21 protein-coding genes and 1 pseudogene are annotated in these 24,903 nt (G+C 70.7%); 7 read left to right on the forward strand and 15 right to left on the reverse strand.

The features are described from left to right. Nucleotides 1–40: 40 nt before the first annotated feature. From U9J66_RS05180 to U9J66_RS05195, 4 genes are all read right to left on the reverse strand, one after another. Entirely contained in the window at nt 41–466 is a 426-nt protein-coding gene (locus tag U9J66_RS05180) for an ABATE domain-containing protein (protein WP_014909143.1), read from the reverse strand. A 103-nt stretch (nt 467–569) separates the two neighbouring features. Beyond that, nucleotides 570–1,526 carry a hypothetical protein gene (locus U9J66_RS05185; RefSeq protein WP_326337193.1) on the reverse strand — a complete coding sequence of 319 codons (957 nt, stop codon included), beginning with the start codon at nt 1,524–1,526 and terminating at the stop codon, nt 570–572. A 92-nt stretch (nt 1,527–1,618) separates the two neighbouring features. Further along, on the reverse strand, nt 1,619–3,730 hold the full coding sequence (locus tag U9J66_RS05190; protein ID WP_326337194.1) for a HelD family protein: 2,112 nt from the start codon (nt 3,728–3,730) through the stop codon (nt 1,619–1,621). Continuing rightward, nucleotides 3,727–4,551: a helix-turn-helix domain-containing protein gene (locus tag U9J66_RS05195; protein ID WP_326337195.1), complete on the reverse strand. Its 825-nt coding sequence runs from the start codon at nt 4,549–4,551 to the stop codon at nt 3,727–3,729. The genes U9J66_RS05190 and U9J66_RS05195 overlap by 4 nt, the downstream gene beginning before the upstream one ends. Nucleotides 4,552–4,779: 228 nt before the next feature. Between U9J66_RS05195 and U9J66_RS05200 the strand changes: the two genes are divergently transcribed. Continuing rightward, nucleotides 4,780–5,319, forward strand: a complete 540-nt coding sequence (locus tag U9J66_RS05200; RefSeq protein ID WP_326337196.1) for a nitroreductase family deazaflavin-dependent oxidoreductase — start codon at nt 4,780–4,782, stop codon at nt 5,317–5,319. Nucleotides 5,320–5,383: 64 nt separating this feature from the next. Here the strand turns inward: U9J66_RS05200 and mshC are convergent, their stop codons facing one another. The 4 genes from mshC to U9J66_RS05220 all read right to left on the reverse strand — a co-directional run bounded on the left by mshC (nt 5,384) and on the right by U9J66_RS05220 (nt 8,663). Beyond that, nucleotides 5,384–6,610: a cysteine--1-D-myo-inosityl 2-amino-2-deoxy-alpha-D-glucopyranoside ligase gene (gene mshC / locus U9J66_RS05205; protein ID WP_326337197.1), complete on the reverse strand. Its 1,227-nt coding sequence runs from the start codon at nt 6,608–6,610 to the stop codon at nt 5,384–5,386. A gap of 104 nt (nt 6,611–6,714) precedes the next feature. Then, entirely contained in the window at nt 6,715–6,876 is a 162-nt protein-coding gene (locus U9J66_RS05210; protein WP_014911312.1) for a hypothetical protein, read from the reverse strand. Between the two features lie 206 nt (nt 6,877–7,082). Beyond that, nucleotides 7,083–7,397 (reverse strand): hypothetical protein, encoded by a 315-nt coding sequence (locus U9J66_RS05215; RefSeq protein ID WP_014911932.1) that lies wholly within the window; start codon nt 7,395–7,397, stop codon nt 7,083–7,085. 471 nt (nt 7,398–7,868) lie between these two features. Next, on the reverse strand, nt 7,869–8,663 hold the full coding sequence (locus U9J66_RS05220) for an NRDE family protein (RefSeq protein WP_161111682.1): 795 nt from the start codon (nt 8,661–8,663) through the stop codon (nt 7,869–7,871). 277 nt (nt 8,664–8,940) lie between these two features. Here U9J66_RS05220 and U9J66_RS05225 point away from each other — a divergent pair, with 277 nt between their 5' ends. Continuing rightward, complete coding sequence (locus tag U9J66_RS05225) at nt 8,941–11,460, forward strand: HAD-IC family P-type ATPase (RefSeq protein WP_051067456.1); 2,520 nt, start codon at nt 8,941–8,943, stop codon at nt 11,458–11,460. A gap of 185 nt (nt 11,461–11,645) precedes the next feature. Further along, the gene (locus U9J66_RS05230) at nt 11,646–12,233 is read left to right on the forward strand and encodes an NUDIX domain-containing protein (RefSeq protein WP_326337198.1); all 588 of its coding nucleotides are present in this window, start codon (nt 11,646–11,648) and stop codon (nt 12,231–12,233) included. Nucleotides 12,234–12,398: 165 nt separating this feature from the next. On the opposite strand, the gene U9J66_RS05235 is transcribed toward U9J66_RS05230, so the two are convergent. From U9J66_RS05235 to lnt, 3 genes are all read right to left on the reverse strand, one after another. Then, nucleotides 12,399–12,725, reverse strand: a complete 327-nt coding sequence (locus U9J66_RS05235) for a nuclear transport factor 2 family protein (protein WP_014912763.1) — start codon at nt 12,723–12,725, stop codon at nt 12,399–12,401. 201 nt (nt 12,726–12,926) lie between these two features. Further along, nucleotides 12,927–13,514 (reverse strand): FxsA family protein, encoded by a 588-nt coding sequence (locus tag U9J66_RS05240; protein ID WP_014912352.1) that lies wholly within the window; start codon nt 13,512–13,514, stop codon nt 12,927–12,929. 96 nt (nt 13,515–13,610) lie between these two features. Then, on the reverse strand, nt 13,611–15,266 hold the full coding sequence (lnt, locus tag U9J66_RS05245) for an apolipoprotein N-acyltransferase (RefSeq protein ID WP_326337199.1): 1,656 nt from the start codon (nt 15,264–15,266) through the stop codon (nt 13,611–13,613). Nucleotides 15,267–15,879: 613 nt separating this feature from the next. Between lnt and U9J66_RS05250 the strand changes: the two genes are divergently transcribed. The 3 genes from U9J66_RS05250 to U9J66_RS05260 all read left to right on the forward strand — a co-directional run bounded on the left by U9J66_RS05250 (nt 15,880) and on the right by U9J66_RS05260 (nt 20,865). Further along, nucleotides 15,880–17,100, forward strand: coding sequence for an ABC transporter ATP-binding protein (locus U9J66_RS05250; protein WP_014913088.1), 1,221 nt, complete (start codon nt 15,880–15,882; stop codon nt 17,098–17,100). Nucleotides 17,101–17,295: 195 nt separating this feature from the next. Continuing rightward, nucleotides 17,296–19,392 carry a prolyl oligopeptidase family serine peptidase gene (locus U9J66_RS05255; protein ID WP_326337200.1) on the forward strand — a complete coding sequence of 699 codons (2,097 nt, stop codon included), beginning with the start codon at nt 17,296–17,298 and terminating at the stop codon, nt 19,390–19,392. A gap of 270 nt (nt 19,393–19,662) precedes the next feature. Then, the gene (locus tag U9J66_RS05260) at nt 19,663–20,865 is read left to right on the forward strand and encodes a JmjC domain-containing protein (RefSeq protein ID WP_042280779.1); all 1,203 of its coding nucleotides are present in this window, start codon (nt 19,663–19,665) and stop codon (nt 20,863–20,865) included. A gap of 60 nt (nt 20,866–20,925) precedes the next feature. Here the strand turns inward: U9J66_RS05260 and U9J66_RS05265 are convergent, their stop codons facing one another. After that, a complete protein-coding gene (locus tag U9J66_RS05265; RefSeq protein ID WP_326337201.1) occupies nt 20,926–21,720 on the reverse strand; it encodes a TetR/AcrR family transcriptional regulator in 795 nt (264 codons plus the stop codon). Nucleotides 21,721–22,063: 343 nt separating this feature from the next. On the opposite strand from U9J66_RS05265, the gene U9J66_RS05270 reads away from it, so the two are divergent. Continuing rightward, nucleotides 22,064–22,924 (forward strand): (2Fe-2S)-binding protein, encoded by an 861-nt coding sequence (locus tag U9J66_RS05270; RefSeq protein ID WP_014912510.1) that lies wholly within the window; start codon nt 22,064–22,066, stop codon nt 22,922–22,924. Nucleotides 22,925–22,931: 7 nt separating this feature from the next. On the opposite strand, the gene U9J66_RS05275 is transcribed toward U9J66_RS05270, so the two are convergent. From U9J66_RS05275 to panD, 3 genes and pseudogenes are all read right to left on the reverse strand, one after another. Then, nucleotides 22,932–23,633, reverse strand: a complete 702-nt coding sequence (locus tag U9J66_RS05275; RefSeq protein ID WP_326337202.1) for a DUF4352 domain-containing protein — start codon at nt 23,631–23,633, stop codon at nt 22,932–22,934. A 405-nt stretch (nt 23,634–24,038) separates the two neighbouring features. Beyond that, nucleotides 24,039–24,287 (reverse strand): annotated as a pseudogene (locus U9J66_RS05280) (hypothetical protein); the annotation flags it as partial. Between the two features lie 129 nt (nt 24,288–24,416). Then, the gene (gene panD, locus U9J66_RS05285; RefSeq protein WP_014912032.1) at nt 24,417–24,821 is read right to left on the reverse strand and encodes an aspartate 1-decarboxylase; all 405 of its coding nucleotides are present in this window, start codon (nt 24,819–24,821) and stop codon (nt 24,417–24,419) included. Between the last annotated feature and the right edge of the window lie 82 nt (nt 24,822–24,903).

A 24,903-nucleotide genomic window follows, 5' to 3' on the forward strand; every position in this document is an offset into this window, starting at 1 on the left:
CGGGCCCCCGGGAACCGGGACCCACCGTGGGGCGAGGAGGTCACCGACGCATACGGCACCACTCGCCGGTGGCCAGGACGGCGGCCCAGGCTCCGGCGATACGCGCCAGGCCGCGACGGACCTCGTCGACGACGGCGGGGGCCAGCGGCGATTCGGCCTGCTCGGTCGGTTCCAGGCGGACGGTGACGCGCAGGCCGTCCAGCACCTTCTGGGCACGCCCCAGGACCTCGGGGTCGGGGGTGTCGGAGGCGTCGAGGAACGCCCGGATGCCGTCACGCAGGGTGATGGCCTCGTCCAGGTCGGCGAGGGTGATCGGGATGGCCCCTTCGGTGACCAGGCGGTGGTCGCGCAGGAACCGGGCCAGGTCGGCCCGGTCGGTGAGGCGTCCGCCGGTGGAGACGAAGTCCGCGATGAGCTCTGCCGCGGCGCTGGGCCGGGTGGGGGTACTGGTCGTGGTCGTGGTCATGCGCGCCATCCCATCACGAAGAACCGACCATCGGTGGCGTTTCCACGAGACCGTGGCCAAAGGTGGTCACAAAGGCATCGGGGAATCGGACATCCGTGGATCTTCACCCCGGGACCCCCGTTCCGGCCCCGACCGACGGGTCCGGAAGGGCCCGTGTCGCGTTCGAGGACGCGGCCAGGGCCTCGACCAGGACGTCGCGTCCCCCGAGCGCGAAGAGGCTCGGCGGTGTCGTGAACCAGGCCTCCACGGCGTCGGGATCGGTCAGGGCGGAGCGCAGTTCGGCGAGGGCCGCCGGGTCGTTCCGCAGGGCCGGTGCCAGGGCGGCACAGACCCGGACGACCGGATCGGCGTGGGCGAGGAACTCGGTGGTGTCCTCGCCGATGTCCCCCAGCGCCAGGACGATCACCGCTCCCTCGTCACGGCACTCGGCCAGGTCGGCGGCGCCGGACAGGTCCGGCGTCCCGGCGCCCAGACGGCAGAGCGCGGCCGCCGCCTCCACCGCGCGGATCCGCGTCGACCGGTCGGGGTGGGTCAGGAACGGACGGACCGCGTCGGCGAGGGCCGGCGCGGCGGCGCGCATGTCGGCGAGCCCGTCGAGCATGAGCCGCTCCACCACGGGCTCGTCCCAGGCGGCGATCGCCTCCTCCTCGTCCTCCGAGCGCATCATGGCGATCACACGGTCGCGTTCCGTCTCGGGGACCGGGGCGGGCGCGGGGGTGCCCGTGTCGTGGTCGATCAGGGAGGCGAGCGCGACTCCGGCGAGGAACTCCAGGAGCACCACCCTTCCGGTGATCGGCCCCGACACCCGCTCCTCCACCACCGTGTCCAGGGCGGAGAGGCCCAGCCCTCCGGCGAGGAACAGCGCCGCCGGGGCCGTCGCCGGATACACGGTCCCCTGATGGAGGACGGCGCCGTAGAGGTGGTCCAAGGCCCCGCCGAAGGCTCCCGCGTGGCCCGAGAGCACGGCGGCCAGCGCCCCCGGCAGGTCGGCCGCGCACCCGTATGCGTGGAAGGTACGGTCCCAGTCGCTGTTCCGGAGTGTGTCCGGTCCTGTGTCCATACGCCGGATCATGGCACCCTCCACCGACGGTCCACGGATGCGGTGTCCACCCCTCGGAGCCGCCCATGCCCGCGCCCACGCCGTTCGGCCCCTCAGGGCTCCACGGTCGTCTCGTCCCCGGGCAGGTGCGGGCTCGGCCGTCCGCTGTGGGTCAGGGTGAGTCGATGCAACGCACGGGTGCAGGCGATGTACAGCAACGAGCGGTCGGCCTCGGCTCCGTACTCCCGCGCCGACGCCCGGGCCACGATCACCTCGTCGAACTCCAGCCCCTTGGCGAGACCGACCGGCAGGACCGTGACGTCGTTTCCGAGGACCCCCCGCGAGTCCGCCGTCGCCAGGACGACCCCCTCCAGCCTCTCCGAGAGTTCCCCGTGCAGTTCCCTCGCGCCCGCCCGCGACCTGGTCACGATCGCGAGCCGACCGGGGTCGCCCTCGTCACCGGAACCGTCGGGGGCTCCGGTGGAGCGGAAGCGGTCGATCTCGGCGGCGATCCGGTCGATCTCCTCGACGGGGGTGTCGAAGCCGAGGACCCTCGGCCGGTCGCCGTGGCGATCGATGGTCGTGACGGCGGTGCCGCGGATCGCCGAGGCGAACCGTGCTATCTCGACCGTGGACCGGTAGCCGCGGGTCAGCTCCATCACCCGCGCGCCCTCGAACAGCCCGCCGAGCCGTTCCAGGGTGTAGTCCTCGGTGTTGCCCAGCGCCTGCGCCACGTCGCCGAGGATCGTCATGTCATGGCGGAAGATCCGTCTCAGCACCGCGTACTGGGTCGGTGAGTGGTCCTGCATCTCGTCGATCACGAGGTGCAGGACGTCCTGGTCCGCCTCCCACCCACCGAACCTTCCGGCCACGAAGAGGAACGGGTAGACGTCCTCCCATTCCAGGAGGCCCGGCCCCGGCGCCCGGAACACCGTCGGGGCGTCCTCTCTTCGGAACAGTCCTCGGTACAGCGCACGCGCGCTCTTCACCGTCAGCATGGCGGTGAGCCGCTTCCCGACCTCGCCGACCTTCGGAGTGGAGGAGAAGAGCGGGCTCTCCGACCGGGCCCTCTGGCAGAGGTGCTCGGCCATCACCCGCAGACGTTCCGCGACCCCCAGGGCGGACAGCCGGTCGAAGTGGGCGCGCAGTTCCTCGGCGTCGATACGCAGGTTCCCGAGCCGTAGTTCCCGGGGGACGAAACAGTCCTGGATCGCTTCGTCCAAGGCCCGTTCCAGCCAGTGGTGGAAGGCCAGGGTCGATTTGGCCCGTGCGCGCTCACGCGCCGCCGCTCCGCCGGGACCGAGCGGCTCCACCGGATCGATCGGATCGGTGAACCCCAGACGGTGCCGTTCCAGCCTGCCCCGGGCCACGGCGGCCAGGTCGAGCGCGACCACCGCCTCCTCGCCCAGTTCGGGCAGCACGTCGGAGACGTACTCGGCGAAGAGCCCGTTGGGCGAGATGATGGCGATGTTCTCCGCCTTGAGCCGCCCGCGCCGACGGAACAGCAGGTAGGCGATACGGTGCAGGGCGATGGAGGTCTTCCCGGAACCGGCGACCCCTTGGATGATGAGCGTGCCGTCCGACTCGTTACGGATGATGGCGTTCTGCTCGCGCTGGATGGTGGCGATGATCGAACGCATGTGGGCGCTGCTCGTGCGCCCGATCTCCTCCAGAAGGATCTCGTCACGGATGGCCTCGGCGGTGTCCAAGACGAACCGCAGTCTCCCGTTCTCGACCTTGAACTGACGCTTTCGCTCGATCGTCCCGCCGATCGTCCCCGAGGGCGCTTCGTAGGAGGCCCGTCCGGGTTCGCGTTCGTAGAACATTCCGCCGAGCGAGGTGCGCCAGTCCACCACCGCCGTCCCCTCGGCGCTCTGGAGCCCTTGGCGTCCGATGTAGTGGGCCTCGGCGGCGGACGCACCGTCCGGGGCGAAGTCGAGGCGGGCGAAGTAGGGGGAGCCGCGCATCGTCTCGAGGCGCTCGCGCAGACGCATGGCGTGCGCGCCCCTGGCATCGATATCACGCAGGATGAGCTCGTTCTGGTACATCTCGGCGGGGTCGATCTCACCCCTGTTGTCCGACATGTAGGACTTCACGTCGTTGTAGTCGGTGTCGTGGCCGTCGAGCGCCCCGGTCAGCGCCTCGATCCTGCTCTCCAGGAGCTCCAGGGTCCGGGCGAGGTGCGCGGCCTCCTCTTCGTGGACGTCGGGGAAGACGGAAGTCACAGCGGCCCTCCAGAGGGATCGAGTTCGAGTAGTTGCGTGGGGTGGCCGAACTCCGTTCGCAGCGAAGCGGGGCCGAACCCGAGGGAGAGCAGGGCCCGACGGTGGCCGAGATCGGCCTTGTCCCCCTCCCGGAAGGTGGTGACGGACAGGCGCCGGTGATGCCGTCCTGCCCTGTCCACCAGCGCTCGCACCACCGAGGAACCTCGGGCCAGCGGGTGGACGGCGAGGTACTCGATGTGACCGTTCCCGGGATCGACGATCATCGCCGCCGCCGGATGTCCGTCGACGTGGGCGAGAAGGACCCGACACGAGTCGAGAAGCCGGTTCAAGGCCTCCGTGTGCTGCTCGGGCACGAGCACCGGAAGCATGTCCACCGAGGCGTGGGACAGCGGAAGGAGTCGGCCGACGTCGGCCCGATCGGTGATCTCGAAACCGTCCGCGGCCCGACCGATCTCCCATTCGGACTCGGCGAAGTGGTAGGGCGACAGAAGCGGGAAGAACGGTCGTGTGCGCCGCCAGACGGCCGGGGACAGTCCGTAACCCGCCGTGAAGGCGTTGGTGAAGGACTGCTGGTTGCGGAACCCATGGCTCGTCGCGATGTCGATGACCGGTTCCGAGGTCAGGGACAGCTCCCGTGCCGCCTCGGTCAGCCGTCTCCGATGGACGTAGGCGTGCGGGGTCAGGCCGAAGGCGACGCGAAAGGAGCGGTGCAGGTGGTAGGGCGAGTACCCGGTGTGCTCTGCGATACGCTCCAGCCGCAGATCGGTATGGAGGAGGCGTTCGACGAAGTCGACCGTCGCGGCGAAATCGATCGACTGCATGCTCTCCCCCTGGTGATAGGCCGACCGACCTCGGTGTTCTCGGCGCGTCCGAGGCTACTCGCGGGCCGATCCGACCCGTTTGCGCGATCTTGCGCCCTTCCCCGTCCCTTGCGGTCGACGGCCCGCTCGGAAGGACGTTCCGGGATGGCGTGGCGTGCGCCCCTTCGGGACGGTCCGTGCTTACACTCATGCCGCCCGGACCGCTCCCACCAGCGAAGGGACCATCCCATGACGTTCTCCAGGCCACCGGACACCCCCCTCGAACGCGCCCTGTACCGCGCGCCGATCTGGATCTACCGGCTGGGGCTGGGCTCGCTGTTGGGACGCCGGTTCGTGCTGCTCACCCATAGGGGACGCAACAGCGGCGAGGCCCGCCAGGCGGTGCTGGAGGTGGTGGGGCGCAACGACGCGACCGGGGCGATCCTGGTCGCCTCCGGGTACGGAGGACGCTCCCAGTGGTTCCGTAACATCCGTCGAGAGCCGAAGGTGCTCTTCCAGACGGGCCGCCACCGGCATAGGGGGACGGCCGAGTTGCTACCGCCTGAGGAGTCGAGCGCGGCGTTGGCGCACTACGCGCGGCGCCACCCCGGATCCGCGCGGGGGCTGCTTCGGGCGCTGGGGCACGGGGACGATCCGTCCTCGCGAGTCCTCGAAGAACTGGGGGCCGACCCTGAGAACGGGATCCCGATCGTACGTCTGTCACCGTCCGTACCGCCCCGGCCGAACGATCTTCTGGGCGAGGCCCCGGCCGACGTCGTACCGCGGTGACGGAGAGGATCCGCGCCCGCCCCAGAAGAACCGGTCGGGGCGGGCGCGGAAGCGTGTCCGACGATCAGGGGAGTTCGACGCCGAGCAGAGTGGCGACGGTCGTGCGCGCCAGGGCCGGGGCCCCGGTGTCGCCACCGCCCTCGGTCAGGGCGAGGTCGACCCAGCGGTCCACGGCGGCCAGGGCGGCCGGAGAGTCCAGGTCCTCGGCGAGGGAGGCGCGCACCTCGGCCAGCAGGGGCGCCGCGTCGGGCGCGGACCCCAGGGCGAAGGCGGCACGCCAGCGTCCGGCCCGCTCGACGGCGGTGGACAGCTCGGCGTCGGTCCACTCCCAGGCGGCGCGGTAGTGGTGGGTGAGCATGGCCAGGCGGATCACGCCCGGCTCCACCCCCTCGGCCCGCAGCTTGGAGACGAACACGAGGTTGCCCAGGGACTTGGACATCTTCTCGCCGTTCAGACCGACCATGCCCACGTGCAGGTGGTTGTGGGCGTTGGGTCGACCGGTGACGCAGCGGGCCTCGGCGGCGCCCATCTCGTGGTGCGGGAAGATCAGGTCGTTGCCGCCGCCGTTGAGGTCGAACTCCGGGCCGAGACGGTCCAGGGCGATGGCGCTGCACTCGATGTGCCAGCCGGGCCGGCCTCGGCCGAGGGGGCTGTCCCAGGCGGGCTCGCCGGGGCGTTCGGCGCGCCAGAGCAGCCAGTCGAGGGGGTCCTTCTTGCCGGGACGGTCGGGGTCGCCGCCGCGCTGACCGAACAGCGTCAGCATCTCCTCGCGGTCGAGGTGCCCGATCTCGCCGAAGCGGGACGCCTCGGCCACGGAGAAGTACAGGTCGCCGTCGACGTCGTAGGCGGCACCGCTCTCCTTGATCCGCAGGGCCAGCTCGCTGATGAGGTCGACCGACTCCACCACACCGACGAAGGAGGTCGGCGGGATGATCGACAGGGCCGCCATGTCCTCACGGAAGACGTCGATCTCCCGGTGGGCCAGGTCCCGCCAGTCGACCCCGGTCGCCTCGGCCCGCTCCAGGAGGGGGTCGTCGATGTCGGTGGTGTTCTGGACGTAGTCGACGTCGTGACCGGCGTCGCGCCACACCCGGTTGACCAGGTCGAAGGTGAGATAGGTGAAGGCGTGGCCCAGATGCGCGGCGTCGTAGGGGGTGATCCCGCAGGCGTACATTCCGGCGGTGGGACCCGGCGTCGTCGTCCTTATCCGACCCGTGGCGGTGTCGTGGATACGCAGGGGGCCGCCGGTACCCGGCAGGGGGACGATGTCAGGCGCAGACCATGAACGCATGAGGGAAGACTATCCGCACGTGCCCGTGCGGAACGCACCGATATCGGGTGTGGTCCCGGGTGATGATCAACGCAGGTGGAGTGGGAATACCAGGATCCTCCCGGTCACCTGGGCACCGGCGTGATCCTGATCCCTCCGATGAGGAGGGCGCTCAGCAACGCCGTGATCCCGCAGAGCGCCGCGAGGAGCTCGTTCCCCAGACGCCAGTGCAGGAGTGCCCCGCTGAAGGAGACGACGTAGAGCAGCCAGTACGCTCCGGTCTCCATACGATCGGTCCCTCGGCCCGTCATGGTGCCCCCTGCCGTGTACGCGCGGGTCTCACGCGTCTTCGACGACGGAAGAGTCGTCTCTCTGGGAGACGTCGCGTTCACTCAGAGGGTTTACGCGTCACGGCCGGCGTGACCCGATCAACAGTCCCGGGGCCGTCGCACCCTGGATGAACAGGGACGACACCCCGGAACCGGGACACCCCCTAGGGGTGGGCGGCGAGCTGGAGGTCGAGGAGGTCGAGGTCCTCCGCACCGGGGAGACCGGGGTCGTCCATCACCGCGCGCAGACGCCGACGCGTGGGGCCGCTCTGCTCCCTGCGGGTGACGGGCTCGGCGGCCAGACGCCCTCGGCCGGAGCGGATCCCGGTGGGGGTGCGCATGCTCCAAGAGGTGTCGTCGGCCTCCAGAAGCAGGCCGACGGTGCCGTCGTCGTACACCCGGACCCACTGCCCCACCAGGTGGGCGGGGTCGCCCATCGGACGCAGGGCGGGGGTGGCGGCGGAGCGGGCGCTCATCATGGCGTGTTCCTCGGAAGGGTCTCGTGGTCTTCGGACTGTTGTCTCAGATGAGACGCTCCCGCACGGCGCCTATGACGCGCTTTCGAAAAACTTCCGTCGAAAAATCTCCGAGTCGCCGTGAACCCGGCCGAACCTCGCGACATCCGCGCTCCTCAGGGCGTTCCGGACGTTCGGCCGTCGATGGGTCGTGACCGGTGACCGTACCCGTACGGCTTCTCCGTAACCCGGGATCCGGTCCCCCGTTGGCCGTCCGACATCGGCCCGCCGACCCCTCGCGTGCGCTTCGGAGGCCATGATGGGGGGATGAACGACACCTTCGCCCCCGGAGACGACACGCGTTTCCGATCCAACGCCCTCATCTCGATCGTCGCCTTCGTCGGCGTGACCCTCTTGGGAGCCCTGGCCTTCCTCCTCCTGTTCTGATCGCCCCCGGGGAGGGCCGCGACGGCCCTCCCCTCCCATGGGGCGGGTTCAGACCTCGATCGTCCGCCAGGCCTTCGGATCCGCGGGGTCGGCGGTGAAGGCGTAGCTCAGGAAGTCCCGCCCCAGCGCCAGCAACGTGACCGATCCCGTCGACCACACCTGACCGTCCCCCAGGTCGGCGTGGGCGATGAGGGCGGAGGGGTCCCCCTCGGTGAGCCCCACACCGGGCGAGCGCGGTGTCTCGTGCGCGGCCCGGGTGATCAGCCCCGGCCACTCCCCCCAGATCTCCTCGACCGTTCGGGGCCCGTCTCCGGCGTCCGGCTCCGGGTCGGGCCGGGTCCGTGCGAACTCCGGGGTGTGCCGGACCGCTCGAGGATCGGCCGGATCCAGACCGGTGTTGACGATGGTGGTCACCCCTCGAGGCAGGGAACGGACGTCCAGGCACCGCCCGTCCCAGCTGTACAGGGTGGCCCGGTGGGCGTCGGCGTCCAGCAGGTGGAAGGGCGCGTACCGGGTCGGGTCCTCTCCGGCCAACGGGTCTCGGTTCCCCCGTCCCAGCGCGTGCAACGGCAGATCTCCCCGACTCGCCGGATAGGCGCCCTCCCAAGGCATCCGACCGTCCCAGGGCCAGCCGTTGAGCAGTGCCGCCACCCGAGGCCGCTCCGGGTCCACGGCCAGCCAGGTGCCCCCGGCCAGACGATCACGGCCTCCCACCAGTGTGGGTCGCTCCGGCCAGTGGCGGGCCGGACCGTCCCAGGGTCGCGAACGCATCTCGTCGCGTAACGCGGCCACGACCAGGGGTGTGGCGGCCTCGGGATCGAAACCGACGATGACGGTGCACATGATGCCCCTCCGGGGGTCGTGGGTCCCCTCTCGGACGTTCGGGGCCCTGTGGTGGTGGTTCCCTCGGGCCGGGGGTGGTGCACACCCCCGTGCCATCTGGGGGGACGACCCTACGGAACTTCGGGTGTCGTCTCCAGTCCGCCCCGGTCGGTGCTCTTCTAGGCTGAAGGCTCTCTACTCTTGTTCTCGTCGACACAGGGGCCCGTGTGACGGCACACACCTCGTGAGAACCGTTCCGGCCCCGCTCTCGCCCTCTCCGTTCGATCAGGAGTCACGCGTGCCCGAAGAAGCAGACCGGACCGACCGTGGTCGGGCCTCCTCGACGACGGATCGGAGGCCGATCACCGGGGCCCCGCCGGAGCCCGGACTCTCCGGGCCCGAGGTCGCCGAGCGGGTCGCCGCGGGCAGGACCAACGACGTTCCGGTCCGTGCGAGCCGCAGCGTCGCCCAGATCATCCGAGGGAACATCTTCACCCGGATCAACGCGATGATCGCCGTACTGTTCGCGATCATCGCGGTGATCGGCCCGGTGCAGGACGGCCTCTTCGCGATGGTCATCGTGATCAACACCCTGATCGGGATCGTCCAGGAACTACGGGCCAAGCGCACCCTGGACCGGCTCGCGATCGTCAACGCGGCCCGCCCCCGGGTGGTCCGCGACGGGGCCGTGGTCCGGGTGTCCGCCCAGGAGATCGTCCTGGACGAGGTCCTGGACGTCGGCGTCGGCGACCAGGTGGTCGTGGACGGCGTGGTGACCTGGGCCGGCGGGCTGGAGGTCGACGAGTCCCTGTTGACGGGCGAGGCCGACCCCGTGGTCAAGGCGCCGGGCGACACCGTCATGTCGGGCAGTTTCGTGGTGGCGGGCTCGGGGCGTTTCCGGGCCACCAAGGTGGGGCGTCACGCCTACGCGGCCCGTCTGGCCGAGGAGGCGAGCCGGTTCTCCCTGGTCCGTTCGGAGCTGCGTTCGGGGATCGACCGGATCCTGCGATGGATCACCTTCGCCCTGTTCCCGATCGGCGCCCTCCTGATCTACAGCCAGCTCTTCCTGGGCGGTCACGTCGCCTTGGAGCCCGAGACGGCCTCCGGTGGGATCTCCGGACCCTTCGCCGACGCTCTGCGCAGCATGGTGGCGGCGCTGGTGTCGATGATCCCCGAAGGGCTGATCCTGTTGACCAGCATCGCGTTCGCGGTCGGGGTGATCCGGCTGGGACGGCACCGGTGCCTGGTCCAGGAGCTGCCCGCGATCGAGGGCCTGGCCCGTGTGGACGTGGTGTGCACCGACAAGACGGGCACGCTGACCGAGGTCGGTATGAGGCTGACCGAGATCCGCGACCTGGGCGGGGCCTCCGGCTCCAACGGCGTCCCGGTCTCCCCGACCCGTGTACTGGCCGCGCTGGCCGCCACCGACCCGAACCCCAACCCGAGCATGGCCGCGATCGCCGAGGGCTGCGCGGCCCAGGGGCAGGAGGATCCGGGTTGGAAGGCGACCGCGCTGGCGCCGTTCTCCTCCGCCCGCAAATGGAGCGGGGCGAGCCTGCTCGCGCCCGGCGGCGAGGAGCACTGGGTGCTGGGCGCCGCCGACGTCCTGGTCCCCGCGGACTCCCCCGCCGCCCTGGAGGCGGCCCGCCTGGGCGAACAGGGCCTGCGGGTCCTGCTGCTGGCCCGCGGGGACGTACGCGTGGACGAGGCCTCGGCCCCGGGCGCTCTGCGACCGGTGTCGTTGGTGGTCCTGGACCAACGGGTGCGCGAGGACTCCGGTCCGACCCTGGACTACTTCTCCGACCAGGGGGTCGACGTCAAGATCGTGTCGGGCGACCACGCCGCCTCGGTGGGCGCGGTCGGCCGCGGGCTGGGGATGCGCGGGGCGGACCGGCCCGTGGACGCGCGGACCCTCTCCGAGGACCCCGCCACCCTGGCGCGCGAGGTGGAGGAGGGGACGGCCTTCGGCCGGGTGACCCCGGAGCGCAAACGCGACATGGTGCGCGGCCTGCGCGACCGCGGCCACACGGTGGCGATGACCGGTGACGGTGTCAACGACGTCCTGGCCTTGAAGGAGGCCGACATCGGTGTGGCGATGGGCTCGGGCAGCCCGGCCTCGCGCTCGGTGGCGCAGTTGGTGCTGTTGGACGACCGGTTCGCGGTGCTGCCCCGGGTGGTGGCCGAGGGTCGTCGGGTCATCGGCAACATCGAGCGGGTGGCGAGCCTGTTCCTCACCAAGACCGTGTACACGATGACCCTGGCGATCGTCGTGGGTCTGTTGGCGGTCTCCTACCCCTTCTTCCCCCGCCACGCGACACTGATCAACGCGGTGACCTTCGGCATCCCGTCGTTCTTCCTGGCGTTGGCGCCCAACACCGACATCGCCCGGCCGGGGTTCGTCATGCGCACCCTGCGTCTGGCGATCCCCTCCGGCCTGGTGGCGGGTGTGGCGGCGGTGACCACCTACCTGATGGTGTTGGGCGGCCGTACGGTCCCCGACCCCTCGGACCGTACGGCCGTGGTGATCACGCTGTGCGCGACCACTCTGTGGGTGCTGTTGCTGGTGGCCAAGCCGTACGTGTGGTGGAAGGTCGTCCTGGTGGGCTCCATGGTGGGGCTGTTGACCCTGGCGATGGTGACCCCGTGGGGCCGATGGTTCTTCGACCTCGACGTGAGCGATCCGACGAAGCTGCTGACCGGTCTCGCCGTCGCGGGGGTGGCGATCGTCGCGATCACGGTGATCCGCGTGGTGGACGACCGGATGACGGCGCGCTCCTCGGCCGAGGAGGACCGGGTCCACGCGACCGAGAGAGCCTGACGGCGGGTGGGGACCGACCGAGGGTGGTCGGTCCCCGCCCACCCCGTCGCGGCTTTCCGGTCCGTCACGATGCCCCGTTCCGGGCCGGTCTCCGAACGAGTTCGGGGATCACCTGTTCCCCGGCCAGCGTGGGAACTGTGCATAGCGCTCGTCCCCCGCGATTCTGGGTGCGCTACGTGGCTGGAATGACTGGAGCGACATTGAGCATCCCGAACACGCATATCCGCGCCGTCCTGGACGGTTATCTGGAGCGTTTCCCCAAAGAGGGGGACGCGGCCGCCCCCCTGATCCGCGCTCTGGGCGGTGAGCCCGCGACGTCCTCCCCCGAGACGCCCCGGGTCGGGCACGTGACCGTCGGGGCGGTGGTGCTGGATCCGTGTTGGCGGGTGCTGATGGTCCGCGACGCGGAGCGGGAGGCGTGGTCCCTTCCGGGCGGTCCTCCCACCGACGCCGACACCGCCCTGCACGAGGCGGCCCGGGCCCGCCTGGAGGAGGCCACCGGTCTGACCCCCGAACAGGACGGATCCGCGTCCGATCCCCTTCCCCTGGACCTGGACGTACGTCCGGTCCCCGGAACGTCGGACACGGAGGAGCCCGAAGGACGGCACTTCACGTTCCTGTACCTGTACCGGGCGACCGCCGCCACGGTGCCCGCCGGTTCCGGGGCCCTCGGTGCCCCGGCCTGGCGCCCGCACACCGACCTCCCCTCGGCCCGGCTGGCGGCGAAGATCGCGCAGGTCCTGGCGACGGCACGCGAGGCCGTCAGAGCCTGATGTCGTCGCTCCGGCACCCTCCCGGAGCCGACGCGGTCGGGTTCCTCGACACACCCTCGGTCGAGACGGAAGACCCGCGCACCGTGCCCCTGATCGAACCTGATCGAATCGATCGGACACGTCGGTGCCGGGTCCTCGGCCCCTCGATTCCGGGTTCCGGTCGACTCACCCCTCCCGGATGGTCATGCGGGCGATCCGATCCCCGTCGACGGTGAAGGCGAACGAGCTGAGCCCGTTGGCGTATTCGGAACGCCAGTCGCCGATCACGGTCACCCCGTCGTCGGTGATCTCGACGGAGCGCGGGGTCAACACGCCTCGCGCTCCGATGAACTCCTTGTCGCTCCAGCGCTTGATCGCCTCACGCCCCTGGAACTCCCGCCCCCAGTCGTCGACGACGCCGTCCTCGGTGAAGGCGTCCAAGAACGCCCGTTCGTCGTGCTCGTTGACCCCGGCGACGAACGAGGCCACCGGCTCGGGGATGTTCTCACTCACGATTCGCGTCTCCGTCCCACCGTTCGGGGCCCTGACCGGCCCCTTCGCCATCCTCACATCCGAAGGAGCCGAATCCCGTCAGGACGGGGCCGGAAGGGTCGGGGCCGGCGCGAGGCGCGGACGAAGAAGGGCCCGCCGCGGAGCGTCTCCGCGACGGGCCCCGGCTCGGCGGGGGCGCGCCGCCCCGCGAAGCCGGTCCGATCAGTTCTTGTCGTTGTCGTCGTCGACGGGCTCGAAGTGGCCCTGGATGACACGTCCACGGTCGGTGGAGGCACCGGGACCGCCCCGCCCGGGGGCTCCCGCGCCGGGCTCCGGGCCGAAGGGACCGCCGGCCGGACCACCGGGACCGAAGGGGCCCTGGCCCGGGATGGTGGCGCCGCGGGCCGCGAACTCCTCGTTCACGCGTTCCTGCATCCTGCGCATCCGGCGGGCGGCCCAACCCGCGAAGACCCAGCGCAGCACGGGCCGGGTGAAGGGGGTGGCCATCAGCAGGCCCAGGGCCGCCGTGATGAACCCGGGAACGACCAACAGGATGCCGCCGGCCATGAGCATCAGGGGGTCCAGCAGGCCCTTGCGCGGCTGTTCGCCGGTGCGCATGGCCTCGTCGGCCTCCTTGACCACCTCGCGGAAGGCGTGTCCCGTGTGGCGGAGCACCGCGAAGCCCAGGATCATCAGCGAGACCAGGGCCGCCAGGGTCCAGGGGACGCCGATCCGACCGGCGACGACGATCATCAGCCAGACTTCCAGGAACGGCAGTGCCATCAGCGCCAGTACCGTCAGCAGCGGCATCGCTCAACCATCCTCAGAGTCGTGGGCCGGCTCGTTCGTCTCCCTCTAGGAGAGAACGCGCCCTCATGGTCAATGGTTCCCGGGTTCGGAACCCTCTCACCGTTCGATTCGCGCGCGTGAACGTCGGGTGATCACGGTGGAGGCGACGGCGGCGGCCAGACCGACCACCGCGAGCAGGGCCTCCGGGACCGCCCCGAGCCGCGTCGCGACGGTGGGCCCCTCCATCGCGGTCAGCTCGGCGACGTGGATATCGGGCTCGGCCTCGGGCGATCGGTAGGTCACCACCCCGTTCGGTTCGACCACGGCGCTGATGCCACTGGTGGAGACGACGATGGCGGGCCGCCCGTGTTCGACGGCACGCAGTCGGGTGATGGCCAACTGCTGGTCGGACTGGCCGGTGAAGTTGTAGTTGGCGTTGTTGGTGGGCACGACGATGATCTGTCCGCCGGCGGCCACGGACTCGCGGATCGGCGGGTCGAAGGCGACGTCGAAGCAGATGCCCACGGCCAGCGTGGTGTCGGCGATCTCCAACGCGCCGGGTTCGGTGCCGGGGATCGCGTCGGAGCTCACCTGCTCCAGCCGGGAGACGAACCGGGTGAAGAAGTCGCGGTAGGGGATGTACTCGCCGAAGGGGACGAGGTAACGCTTGTCGTAGGTGTCACCGGGGCCGGTCTCGGGGTCCCAGACCACACTCTGGACGTAACGGGTGCCGTCGTCGTTGAAGCGGCTCATCCCCCAGAGCAGGGGCACACCCGCGTCGTCCGCGGCCGCCTCGATGATCGCGGCGGCCTCCTCGTCGTGGAAGGGGTCGATGTCACTGGCGTTCTCCGGCAACAGGACCATGTCCGGCTCGGGGTACTCGCCCTCACGGACGGCCTCGGCGAGTTCGTGGACGCCGTCGGCGTGGTTGCGCAGGACCTGCATGCGCTCTCCGAGGACGGACATCTCACCGGTGTTGGGCACGTTGCCCTGGACCATGCCGAGGGTGACGGTCCCGTCCGGGGCGGGTCGACCGATCGCGGGGGCGACCAGACCGCCCAGGACGATCGCCGCGGTGGTCGCCAGGCCCATGGCGGGCAGCAGGACCCGGGGGCGCCCCCGGGTCGCCACGGCCCGGATGAGGGTCCACAGGAGCATGGCTCCGGTGAGGGCGACGGCGAAGGTCACCAGTGGAGAGGAGCCGAGGGCGGCGTAGCCGGAGAAGGGCGTGTCCGGCTGGGCGAAGGCGAGCTTGCCCCAGGGGAAGCCTCCGAGCGGCCAGCGCGCGCGTACGGCCTCCTGGGCCACCCACAGGGCCGCGGTCCACAGCGGCCAGTAGGGCAGGCGGGCGACGACGGCCAGGCCGGCGGCCAGGGGGAGGAAGTAGACGGTCTCGGCGCCCGCGATGGCGAGCCACACGTCGACACCGAAGACGCTCTGCCAATGGATGAGCGGGACCATGAGGGCGGCCCCGGACAGGGCACCCAGCCAGAGGGCGCGGCGGGGTCGTGTCCCTCCGACCGCGAGCAGGAGCAGGGCCGCGCTGAGCGGCCCCAGCCACCACAGCCCGTAGGGCGGCAGGGCCAGGAGTTGGGCCAGTCCCGAGGCGATGGCGACCAGTGCGCGCCAGAGGGGGTCGAGGCGACCCCAGCGGTGCCCCGGGGACAGGGGGGACCATGTGGTCGCGCCCGCCCTCGATTCGGACACCGTGGTGCCCTGCGAGGATCTTTCGGGGCTCGGGGCGGTGCCCGACCCCGTGTGCTCGGCAACCACGTGGGGTGCTCGCTTTCCGCCGGCGATGGAAGGGTGCTGACGGTCAGCATATTGGGGGGACGCGGAAAAGGCCCGAGCCACCCTTCGGACCGGCTCCGTCCCGTCGGCGGCGAGCTCGGAATACCGTTGTCTACTGGATGTTCGGGCCTTTTCCGGGTCCAACCCCCCGCCCGGTCGCGGTACTCCGCCCCTCACCCGATCCCAACTGCACCTGGCGCGTGATGCAGCGTCCGATCGGACGAGCGGGGGCCGCACAACCGGTCCGTCCAGTGCTGGACTGGTCGTTAGGTTACCCAGACTCTCCGACCTGTTGCCTCAACCCGGCGGCCGTGTCGTGGCCGTCGGTCGCGGAGGCGGCCGGTGAGCAAGCGATGAACCGTCGGCCAGGCTAACGCACCTGAGGCCGGCACGCCAGTTGACCACCGGTGATCGTCTCCCGGTCGCAACCAGATCGAAATCGACACTGCTATGGACAATTCGATCAGAATCCTGTCTGATGTGATCAACGAATCGACCCGTTTCGATCAAGTTCGAACATCGGGTCGAGGTGGAGACCGAAGTCCCCTTCCCTCCTCCACCCCGGACAGGCCACACCGATCGGGAGTTGAACACCATGGCGGAGATCGTCCTCGAGGGCGTCGACAAGATCTACGGCGGCGACGTCAAGGCCGTCGACAACCTGAACCTCAAGATCGAGGACGGCGAGTTCATGGTGCTCGTCGGCCCGTCCGGCTGCGGTAAGTCCACCGCGCTGCGCATGATCGCGGGTCTGGAGGAGATCTCCGACGGCACCCTGGTCATCGGCGACGAGATCGTCAACGACCGTCCGCCGAAGGACCGCGACATCGCGATGGTCTTCCAGAACTACGCGCTCTACCCCCACATGACCGTGGAGCAGAACCTCGCCTTCGGTCTGAAGCTGCGCAAGGTCGCCAAGTCCGAGATCGCCCGTCGCGTCAACGAGGCCGCCGGGATGCTCGGCCTGGAGCCCTACCTCAAGCGCAAGCCGGGCGCCCTCTCCGGTGGTCAGCGTCAGCGTGTGGCCATGGGTCGGGCCATCGTGCGCGAGCCGCGCGCCTTCCTCATGGACGAGCCGCTGTCCAACCTGGACGCCAAGCTGCGCGTCCAGATGCGCGCCTCCCTGAACCAGCTCCACGAGCGTCTGGGCGTCACCACCGTCTACGTCACCCACGACCAGGTCGAGGCGATGACCCTCGGCGACCGGGTCGCGGTGCTGCGCGACGGTCGCCTCCAGCAGGTGGACACCCCCAAGCGTCTCTTCGACGCCCCGGTCAACCTGTTCGTGGCCGGCTTCATCGGCTCCCCCGCGATGAACTTCATCGACGCCGAGCTGGTCCGTGAGAACGACGAGGTCGTCCTGAAGTTCGCCGAGCACCGGCTCCCGGTCCCGGCCTCCGTCATCGACTCGCGGCCGAACCTGAGCGACTACGTCGGCCGCTCGCTGATCCTGGGCATCCGCCCCTCGGACTTCAGCGACGCCGAGCTCGACGGCAACGGCGACCCGCGCGTCGAGGTGACCGCCGAGGTCACCGAGGAGTTGGGCACCGAGATCAACGTGATCTTCAGCGTGAACGCTCCCCCGGTCCGCCACGAGGACGCCGCGGCCCTGGCCAAGGACGCCGCGGGCGACGACGAGGAGAGCGCCGAGGCCGGTCTGCCCCTCGGGGACGACCGCACCCAGTTCACCGCTCGGGTGAGCCCGCGCAGCTCCGTCAAGCCGGGCAGCACCATCAGCCTCGCGGTGGACGTCAGCCAGCTCCACTTCTTCGACCAGACGAGCGGTCTGGCCATCGGCCACCCCGACAACGTCTGATCCTCCCCTCCTGTAGCGACACGGGCGACGCCGACCACGGCGTCGCCCGCCGTCGTTCGCGGGTCCCATGATCGGTCGATGGGCGGTCATCCCGGCAGGCAACCTCGACAAACCTTCCCCGAAGGTGACATTCAGGGCCCACCGGCGGGAGAGATCTCTTCCTTGACCGCCGTGTCACGGCGCTTGAACCATGTGATGGTGCGCAACCGAGCCCCCGGAGCCTCATCACCCTCACCGGACGTCGACACCCTGCACGGCAGGCCCGTCCCCGACCCCTACCGCTGGTTGGAGACGGCGGACTCCCCCGAGACCCTCCGTTGGCTTCGAGAGCGCTCCCTCGAATACGAGTTCGAGGCCTCCGGCTGGCCGTTGCGCGACCGGTTGGCCTCCCTCATCCGCGAGCTCGTGGCCACCGACCTGTGGACCCCACCGGTCCACCGGCCCGGGGCCGTGTTCGCCACCCTGCGCTCCGCCGGCGCCGAGCACCCGCGTCTGGTGGTGTTCGACACGACGGAGGGGGACGGTCCCCTCCGCCCCGAGGACGCCCGCACCGTCTACGACCCCTGCGTCGAGGACCCCACCGGACGTACCACCCTGGACGCGTGGGAGCCGGACCCCACGGGGACCCTGGTCGCCCTCCAGACCTCCTCGAACGGCGTGGAACGCGGTGGCCTGCGGGTCGTCCGGGTCTCCGACGGTTCTCCGGTGGGCCCCGAGGTGCCCGGCGTCCGCTACTCGCACGTGGCATGGGTCCCCGGCGACGAGCCCTTCTTCTACTACGTGCGCAGGGACGGCGCCCGAGGGGTACGCGGGGTATGGGGACGCCGGGTGAGCGACGGCTCCGAGACCCTCGTGCACGCCTGTTCCGGGGCGGGGACCGTGCCCGGTGTGCGGGTGCTCGGCGGACGGACGCTCCTGATCTCCGAGAGCCACGGCACCGGCCACCGCACCGACCTGTGGACGGCCGACCTGTCCGAGGATCCACCGGAGAGCCCGCGTACACGCCCCTTCCAGGTGGGCCACGAGGCCGAGACCGAGGTCCGGCGGGGACCGGACGGGCTGCTGTACCTGCGCACCACCCTGGGCGCCGCCCGACGTCGGATCTGCGCGGCCCGCCCCGACGCCCCGGGCCCCGAACACTGGCGCGAGATCGTGCCCGAGGACGCCGGCGCGACCCTGGACGCGTTCTGTCCACAACCGACACCCGACGGCGGGACCGCCCTGTTCGTGGCCCGCACCCGCCTGGGGATCAGTGAGGCGGCCGTGCACGACGCCTCCACCGGAAGGCGCCTGTACCGGGTGGAGCTTCCCGGCGAGGGTATGGTCTCGACCCCGGTCGAAGCGCCGGACGGCACGGTACACCTGGGCTACGCCGACGTCGCCTCCCAGCAACGGGTGCTGAGCCTGCCCCCGGGTGAACGGACGCCCCTCCCCTGGCCCCCCGGCGGGCCCGCGGCCCCGGCCCGGCCCCGAGTGGAACGGAGCGTGCTGTGGAGCCGATCCCCGGACGGCACCCGTGTCCCGGTCACCGTCTTCGGACTCTCGGGACGTTCGGGCCCCGGCCCCACACTCCTGCACGCCTACGGCGGTTTCGGACGTCCCAGACAGTTCGGCTTCAGCGCCACCGTACTGGCCTGGCTGCTCCACGGCGGACGCTACGCGGTGGCCCACGTGCGCGGTGGGGGCGACGGGGGCCGTCACTGGCACCTGGAGGGCTCGGGGCGCAATAAGCCCAAGGCGGTCCGGGACCTGGTGGCCGCCGCCGACTCCCTGGTCGAGGGCGGCTGGTGCGCGCGCGACCAGTTGTGCCTCTCGGGCGGTTCGGCCGGAGGGCTGCTCGTCCTGGCCGCCGCCACCGCCCGACCCGACCTGTGCGCCGCGGTGATCGCCTCCGCGCCGCTCGCCGACATGGTCCGGTTCGAGCGGATGGGCCTGGGCCGGTTGTGGACACGCGAGTTCGGCAGCGTCTCCGATCCCGACGACTTCGCCGCGTTGATGTCCTACTCCCCCTACCACCGGGCTCTGGAGAGCGCCCTGCGCGCACCCGGACGCCCCCACCCGGAGATCCTGCTCACCGGATTCGCCGGGGACACCAGGACCGACGCCGCCCACCCGCGCAAGATGTGCGCCGCCCTGCTCGCGGCCGCCCCGCGCGAAGGGGGACGTCCACCCGCCCTGCTGCGTTACGAGCACGACGTCGGGCACGGCCCGCGCTCGGTCGGCAGGGCCGTCGGACTGGCCGCCGACGCCCACGCGTTCGCGGCCCACAGGACGGGGCTGGTCGGGCGTTGAACGCGCCCGGGACACCCCGGTTCATGAGGATCGATCACCCGTACAGAAAGCAGGTGCGATATGGACCCCATCGAGGTCGAGGTCGAGGACCTGGCGGAGGTGACCTCCCGCGACATCACGGCGGGCGGCGACAACGACGGCACCGACTCCAGCTCCGACTTCATCTGATCCGACCCGTCCGGTCCGGCGGCCTCGCCCCGGGCCGGACGGGTCCCCTCTCCCTTCGGCGTCCGCGCGCCCTCACACCCCTTCCCTTCCGAAAGGATCGCCGTGACCGAGCCCGGTCGTCTGTTCACCCGCGCCCTGTGCGACGTCGTGGGACGCGACGCCCTCACCACCCGGTTGTCGGAGGAGTTCGTCTTCGCCGACCTGGGGGCGGACGCCGTACGTTCCCTGTTCTCCCTGGAGGACCTGAACCGCCTGCTGGCCGTTTGCGCACCCGAACCGCCGCGTCTTCGTCTGCACCGGGACGGTTCACCGGTGCCGTTGGACCGCTACACCGATGTGGGGACCGCCTCTCGGGACACACGTCGGATCGTCCGACCCGAGTCGTTGTACCGAGAGCTGAGGGCCGGGGCCAGCCTGGTCCTGGACAGTGTGGACAGGATGCACGCCCCGGTGGGGGAGGCCGCCGACGACCTGATGCGGCTGGTACGCGAACGCGCGCAGGCCAATCTGTACCTGATCTGGGGCGAGTCCCGCGGGTTCGACACCCACTGGGACGACCACGACACGATGATCGTCCAGGTGGAGGGTTCCAAGCACTGGCAGGTGCACGGACCGGGCACCCGTCCGTTCCCGATGAAGAACGACACCGACCACGCGCACACCCCGCCGAGGGACGCCGACGGAGGACTCCACCTGGTCTGGGAGGGCGTGCTGCGTCCGGGGCAGGTGCTCCACGTTCCCCGTGGCTGGTGGCACACGGTGACCGGTACCGGCGAGATGAGCATGCATCTGACCTTCGGGTTCACGCGCGCGACCGGGATCGACTGGGCCGAGTCGCTGGTGCGGGGCCTGTACGAGGAGGAGGCGTTCCGCCGCGACCTGCCGCGATTCGCCGACCCGGACACTCGCCGCAAGCACCGGCACGAACTGGTGTCGCGCCTGGTGGAGGCGGCCGAACGGGCCGACCTGGACGACTTCCTGGCCGAACGTGACGGACGTTTCCCCCGTCGGACCTCGTTCTCCCTTCCCTGGCCGGTCGAGGACGCCGTTCCCTCGGCCGGGTCACGGGTGGAGTTCGTGCCGATCCTGCCGCCGCCGATGATCCGGGAGGGCGGCAAGGTGGCGCTGACCGTGGCGGGGAAGCGGTACCGGCTGCCCGAGGTGACCGCTCCGGTGTTGGAGGCGATCGCCGAGCACAGGGAGGCGACCGTGGCGGAGCTGGCCGGACACGCGGGCGTGGAGGTCGAGGTGTGCGCCAAGGTGGTCGCCGTGTTGAGCCGCCATCACCTCGTCCTGATCCACTGATCCGAGGCGTGCGCGGGGCCGTGTCCGGTGGACCGGGCGCGGCCTCGTCGTGTCGGCGGGTCAGGGCGCGTCGCCACCGGCCTTCCTGTCGCGTACGTAGGCCTCGATCCCGTCGAGGATGCGTTGGACGGGGAAGTCGATGTCCTCCGCCGGTCCCGGGTCCGCGGTCTCGGTGGGCTCCTCTTCGAAGACGCCCTCCTCGAAGACCCGGGAGATCGTGGGGAACTCCCGCGGGTCGATGACCCGCCGCACGCTCTGCGCCCACATCCTCGTCGACTCCTCCAGGGACATGCCGCGTTCGGCGGCCGTACGCCGCATGTCGTTCTCTATCCGGAGAGCGTCGCGCAGGGTGCAGGCCAACAGCATGAGGGTCTGGATCGCCTCGTCCGCGCGCAGCCCCGAGGCGACGAGCTCACGGAGGCCGGCCTCCATCCACCTGAGTCCGTAGGGTCCTCCGGGAGGGCCGGACAAGGGGATGTGGACCGCCCACGGATGGGCCCGGTAGATGGTGATCGCGCTGCGGCACCACTCCTCCACCCCGGCCCGCCAGTCTCCGTCGGTACGGGGTTCGGGCACCGGCATGCCCTTGACGGCCGCGTCGGACATCAGGGCGAGCAGGTCCTCCTTGCTGTCCACGTGCCGGTACAGGGACATGGTGGTGTAACCGAGCTCCTTGGCCACACGCTGCATGGAGACGCCCTCCAACCCCTCGGCGTCGGCCAGCGCGATCGCGGTGTCCACGATCGCCTCCCGGCTGAGCTTCGGCTTGGGGCCGCGCCTGGGGGCCTCCTTCAGCCCCCAGAGCAGTTCGATCTCCCGGGCGAACCCGGGCGTCGGCTGTCGCTCGCTCGTCATGTCCCACCAGTCGTCGGTACCGCTTCGAGACCGCCGGTCGGGCCGGACGGGCCCGTTCCCCGTCTTCGTCCGTCGACACCCATCCTAGAACCGTGTACCACGCACACAGATATATGGGAGGGCCGACGGACGCCTCGACCCCGAACCCTCCGAAAGCGCCCTACCTGGACATCGAGACGCCACTTTTCGGCAAACACGTTCCGTCACCGATTGCCCCGGGAATCTTCGTTAGGGTAGCCTCACTTAAGCAGGCGTGGGGTTACCCGCCTCCCGGCGGCCCCGCGGCCATCACATCCGCCGGAGACGACACGGTCCCACCACGCGACGAAGGGCAGGTTCCGCGGTGTCACCAGATCCACTCGACGCGCTCCGCTCCGTCTGCGCACGATTGAAGTTCGCTCCCCTGCCCGAGCTGCTGGACCTGGCCGAACTCCACCGCCGTCCCACGATCCGCACGGAGTACCACAGCGTCGCCTCACTGGTCGAGGAGGGGCATCTGCCGGTCCTGTTCGACAAACTGCGGACCGAACACGGCCCCGGTCACCGCCTGCCCGCCGCCACCAACCTGCTCCGGGTCACCCTGCGCGAGCCGATCTTCCTGGTGGCGTCCTCGCTGTACCTGACGGGCCGAGCCCCGCTGCTCGCCCCGGACACGCTCCGCCTGCCCTGGAACCTCTCCCACTCGCGCTTCGAGACCCCGATCGTGGTCGACGCCCGCACCGTGGTCCTGCCCGACGACCCCGCCGCCGACCACCCCGACACCCTGGTCGCCCGAGACGAGGCCGAACAGATCCGGCTGACCGCCGAGGCCCTGTTCGCCACCGTCGAGCCGCTGGTGGAGGCGCTGCACGCGCACTCGCGGGCGGGGAAGCGCACCCTGTGGGGGTGGGTGCTCGACACCCTGCACTTCTACATGCTCAACCCGGCCCGTTACCTGGGCCGGGACGCCGAACAGGCCTGGGAGCTGGCCACCCGCCTGGGCGACGCGGTGATCGCCGCCGGCGCCGTCACCCGCAGGCGTCCCCGTCTGTTCCCCTTCGCGCCGGACCACCCCCAGGGCACCTGGGCCGTCCGCGGCACCTGCTGCTTCGACTACAAGGGCGACCCGGAGCACGGCTACTGCACCACCTGCCCGCTCAAGTGCGACGGCGAACGCCGGCAGGACCTGAACGAATGGCTGCGCGACCCCGCGTTGGCGCCCTGACCCCGCCTCATTCGACCGGTACCTCCACCGGGATGGTGTGGAAGGGCTCGAAGACGACGCTCTCCGGTTCGACCGTTCCCTCCACGGTGATCACCCCTTCGGCGTTCTGACCCGACTCCAGGGTCTGCACGCTGATCTCCCGCGCGTCCATCGCGATGGCGTCGCCCGGGGCGTGCTCCTCCCCCGAGGTGTCCACGACCGTGAAGTAGAGCGGGTTGACGTCCAGCGAGCGCTCCCCGTCGTTGGTGATCCGCACCCGGACGCTGGTGAACTCGCCCTCCACGTACAGCGAACTGGGCTGGAAGTCGGTCGAGGAGGCGTCCAGGGTGGCGTTCGAAGGGGTCTCCTCGCCCCGGGGGTCCTCCTGCACCCCTTCTCCCGGCCCGACCGGGCCGCCGGGCCCCTCGGGCGAGCCCGTCCCGGACATGAAGATCATCACCGCCCCGCATCCACCCAGGACCAGGAGCAACAGGAGCAGAACCCCGCATCCGATACCGAGGATCTTGCCCCAAGGAGTGGGAGGGACCGGGGGCGGGCCGGAGAAGCCGCTCCCCCGGCCTTCGTATCCGCCGCGATTCCCGTAGGTGTAGGGGGTGTCCGGGTAACCCCCCTGGCCCGGCGGATAGCCGGAATTCTCGTAGCCGGCCCCGCCCGGCCCGTTGGGCCCCTCCGAGAGCTCTCCGGTCTCCTCTCCCCGGGGAGGTCGCATCGTGGGCCGCCCTCCGGAACCCTCCGTCCCGGAGGGCGGCCCCGGCGCGGCGCCCCCATATCCGGAAGGGTCGTGGTACGGGTCGCCCGGCCCGTCCGAGCGCGGCGGTTCCCCCGGTGGTCGGGGGCCTCCGCCGAACGGGTCTCCCGGGTCCCCCGGCCGCCACTCCTCGGGCGGATGGTGGTTCACCGGATCCTCTCCCGGCCGCCCCTCGGGCCCCTCTTCGGGCTCCCGATCGCTCACTGAGAACACCCCTTCGTCCGGTGTGACGGCCCGCCCGGACCGACGAGCCCCCGAAACCGCACGTTAACCGCCACAAGAGGGGGTTCGGGGAAGGTCCGGGGGTGTTTCCGGTAAAGGTCCGGATGTGTACCGTCGTGGGCCGGGCGAACGGGCGCCTCGGGATCGCCCGTAGCGCCAACGCAGGAAGTCGTGTTCACGCTCGACGTAGCGCATCACGCTGTAGAGCGCCTCGGGATCGCCCGCGTCGACGACCACGCCGGCCTCCGGGATCACCGGCCAGCAGGCGAAGGCCCAGAAGCGGCGGCTGTGGACCCCCCAGAGGACGACCCACGCCCCCTGTTTCTGCCATTCGATGTGCTCGGCGACCCGGCGCCGTTCCTCGTCCTGTTCCTCCATGGCGCCCCTGGGCATACCCGGACGAGGATGGGCCGATCCGGCCGGAATCGGCCAGTAAGAGGGACTTGTCGCGAGCGCGTCCCTCACCTCGGAGAACACGAACGCCCGCGCGTCCACGCGGGCGTTCGAAAGAGGCGGGAGAGGTCAGCGACCGGCGATCTGGTCGCTTCCGGGGACCGGCTCGGCGGGGTCGTTGCCCAGGGCGACGATCCGGTTGTCGCCGTCCACGTGGACGATGTGCTGGACGTGGTCGGCCCGCTCCTTCTCGTCCACCTGGGCGTAGCCGATGATGATGACCAGGTCGCCGGGTCGGACCAGGTGGGCGGCGGCCCCGTTGATCCCGATGACACCGCTGCCCCGCTCCCCCACCAGTGCGTAGGTGACCAGACGGTTGCCGTTGTCGATGTCGACGATGTGGACCTGTTCGCCGTCGACGATGTCGGCGGCCTCCATCAGGTCGGCGTCGATGGTGACCGAACCCACGTAGTGCAGGTCGGCCTGGGTGACCGTGGCGCGGTGGATCTTGCCGTTCATGAGGGTGCGCAGCACAGCTCAAGCCTCGTTTCAGGGTGACTTACGGAGTACAGGCCCCGGTGGGGTCCCGTGCCTCTCCCATGATGACGCCCCATAC

Source organism: Nocardiopsis sp. LDBS1602 (genome assembly GCF_035818715.1).
GTDB classification, from domain to species: domain Bacteria; phylum Actinomycetota; class Actinomycetes; order Streptosporangiales; family Streptosporangiaceae; genus Nocardiopsis; species Nocardiopsis alba.

Coding starts and splice junctions, on each gene's coding strand:
- U9J66_RS05180 (WP_014909143.1), bottom strand. CDS start 466: ATGACCACGACCACGACCAGTACCCCCACCCGGCCCAGCGCCGCGGCA.
- U9J66_RS05185 (WP_326337193.1), bottom strand. CDS start 1,526: ATGGACACAGGACCGGACACACTCCGGAACAGCGACTGGGACCGTACC.
- U9J66_RS05195 (WP_326337195.1), bottom strand. CDS start 4,551: ATGCAGTCGATCGATTTCGCCGCGACGGTCGACTTCGTCGAACGCCTC.
- U9J66_RS05200 (WP_326337196.1), top strand. CDS start 4,780: ATGACGTTCTCCAGGCCACCGGACACCCCCCTCGAACGCGCCCTGTAC.
- mshC (WP_326337197.1), bottom strand. CDS start 6,610: ATGCGTTCATGGTCTGCGCCTGACATCGTCCCCCTGCCGGGTACCGGC.
- U9J66_RS05210 (WP_014911312.1), bottom strand. CDS start 6,876: ATGGAGACCGGAGCGTACTGGCTGCTCTACGTCGTCTCCTTCAGCGGG.
- U9J66_RS05215 (WP_014911932.1), bottom strand. CDS start 7,397: ATGATGAGCGCCCGCTCCGCCGCCACCCCCGCCCTGCGTCCGATGGGC.
- U9J66_RS05220 (WP_161111682.1), bottom strand. CDS start 8,663: ATGTGCACCGTCATCGTCGGTTTCGATCCCGAGGCCGCCACACCCCTG.
- U9J66_RS05230 (WP_326337198.1), top strand. CDS start 11,646: ATGACTGGAGCGACATTGAGCATCCCGAACACGCATATCCGCGCCGTC.
- U9J66_RS05240 (WP_014912352.1), bottom strand. CDS start 13,514: ATGCCGCTGCTGACGGTACTGGCGCTGATGGCACTGCCGTTCCTGGAA.
- U9J66_RS05250 (WP_014913088.1), top strand. CDS start 15,880: ATGGCGGAGATCGTCCTCGAGGGCGTCGACAAGATCTACGGCGGCGAC.
- U9J66_RS05255 (WP_326337200.1), top strand. CDS start 17,296: ATGGTGCGCAACCGAGCCCCCGGAGCCTCATCACCCTCACCGGACGTC.
- U9J66_RS05265 (WP_326337201.1), bottom strand. CDS start 21,720: ATGACGAGCGAGCGACAGCCGACGCCCGGGTTCGCCCGGGAGATCGAA.
- U9J66_RS05275 (WP_326337202.1), bottom strand. CDS start 23,633: ATGCGACCTCCCCGGGGAGAGGAGACCGGAGAGCTCTCGGAGGGGCCC.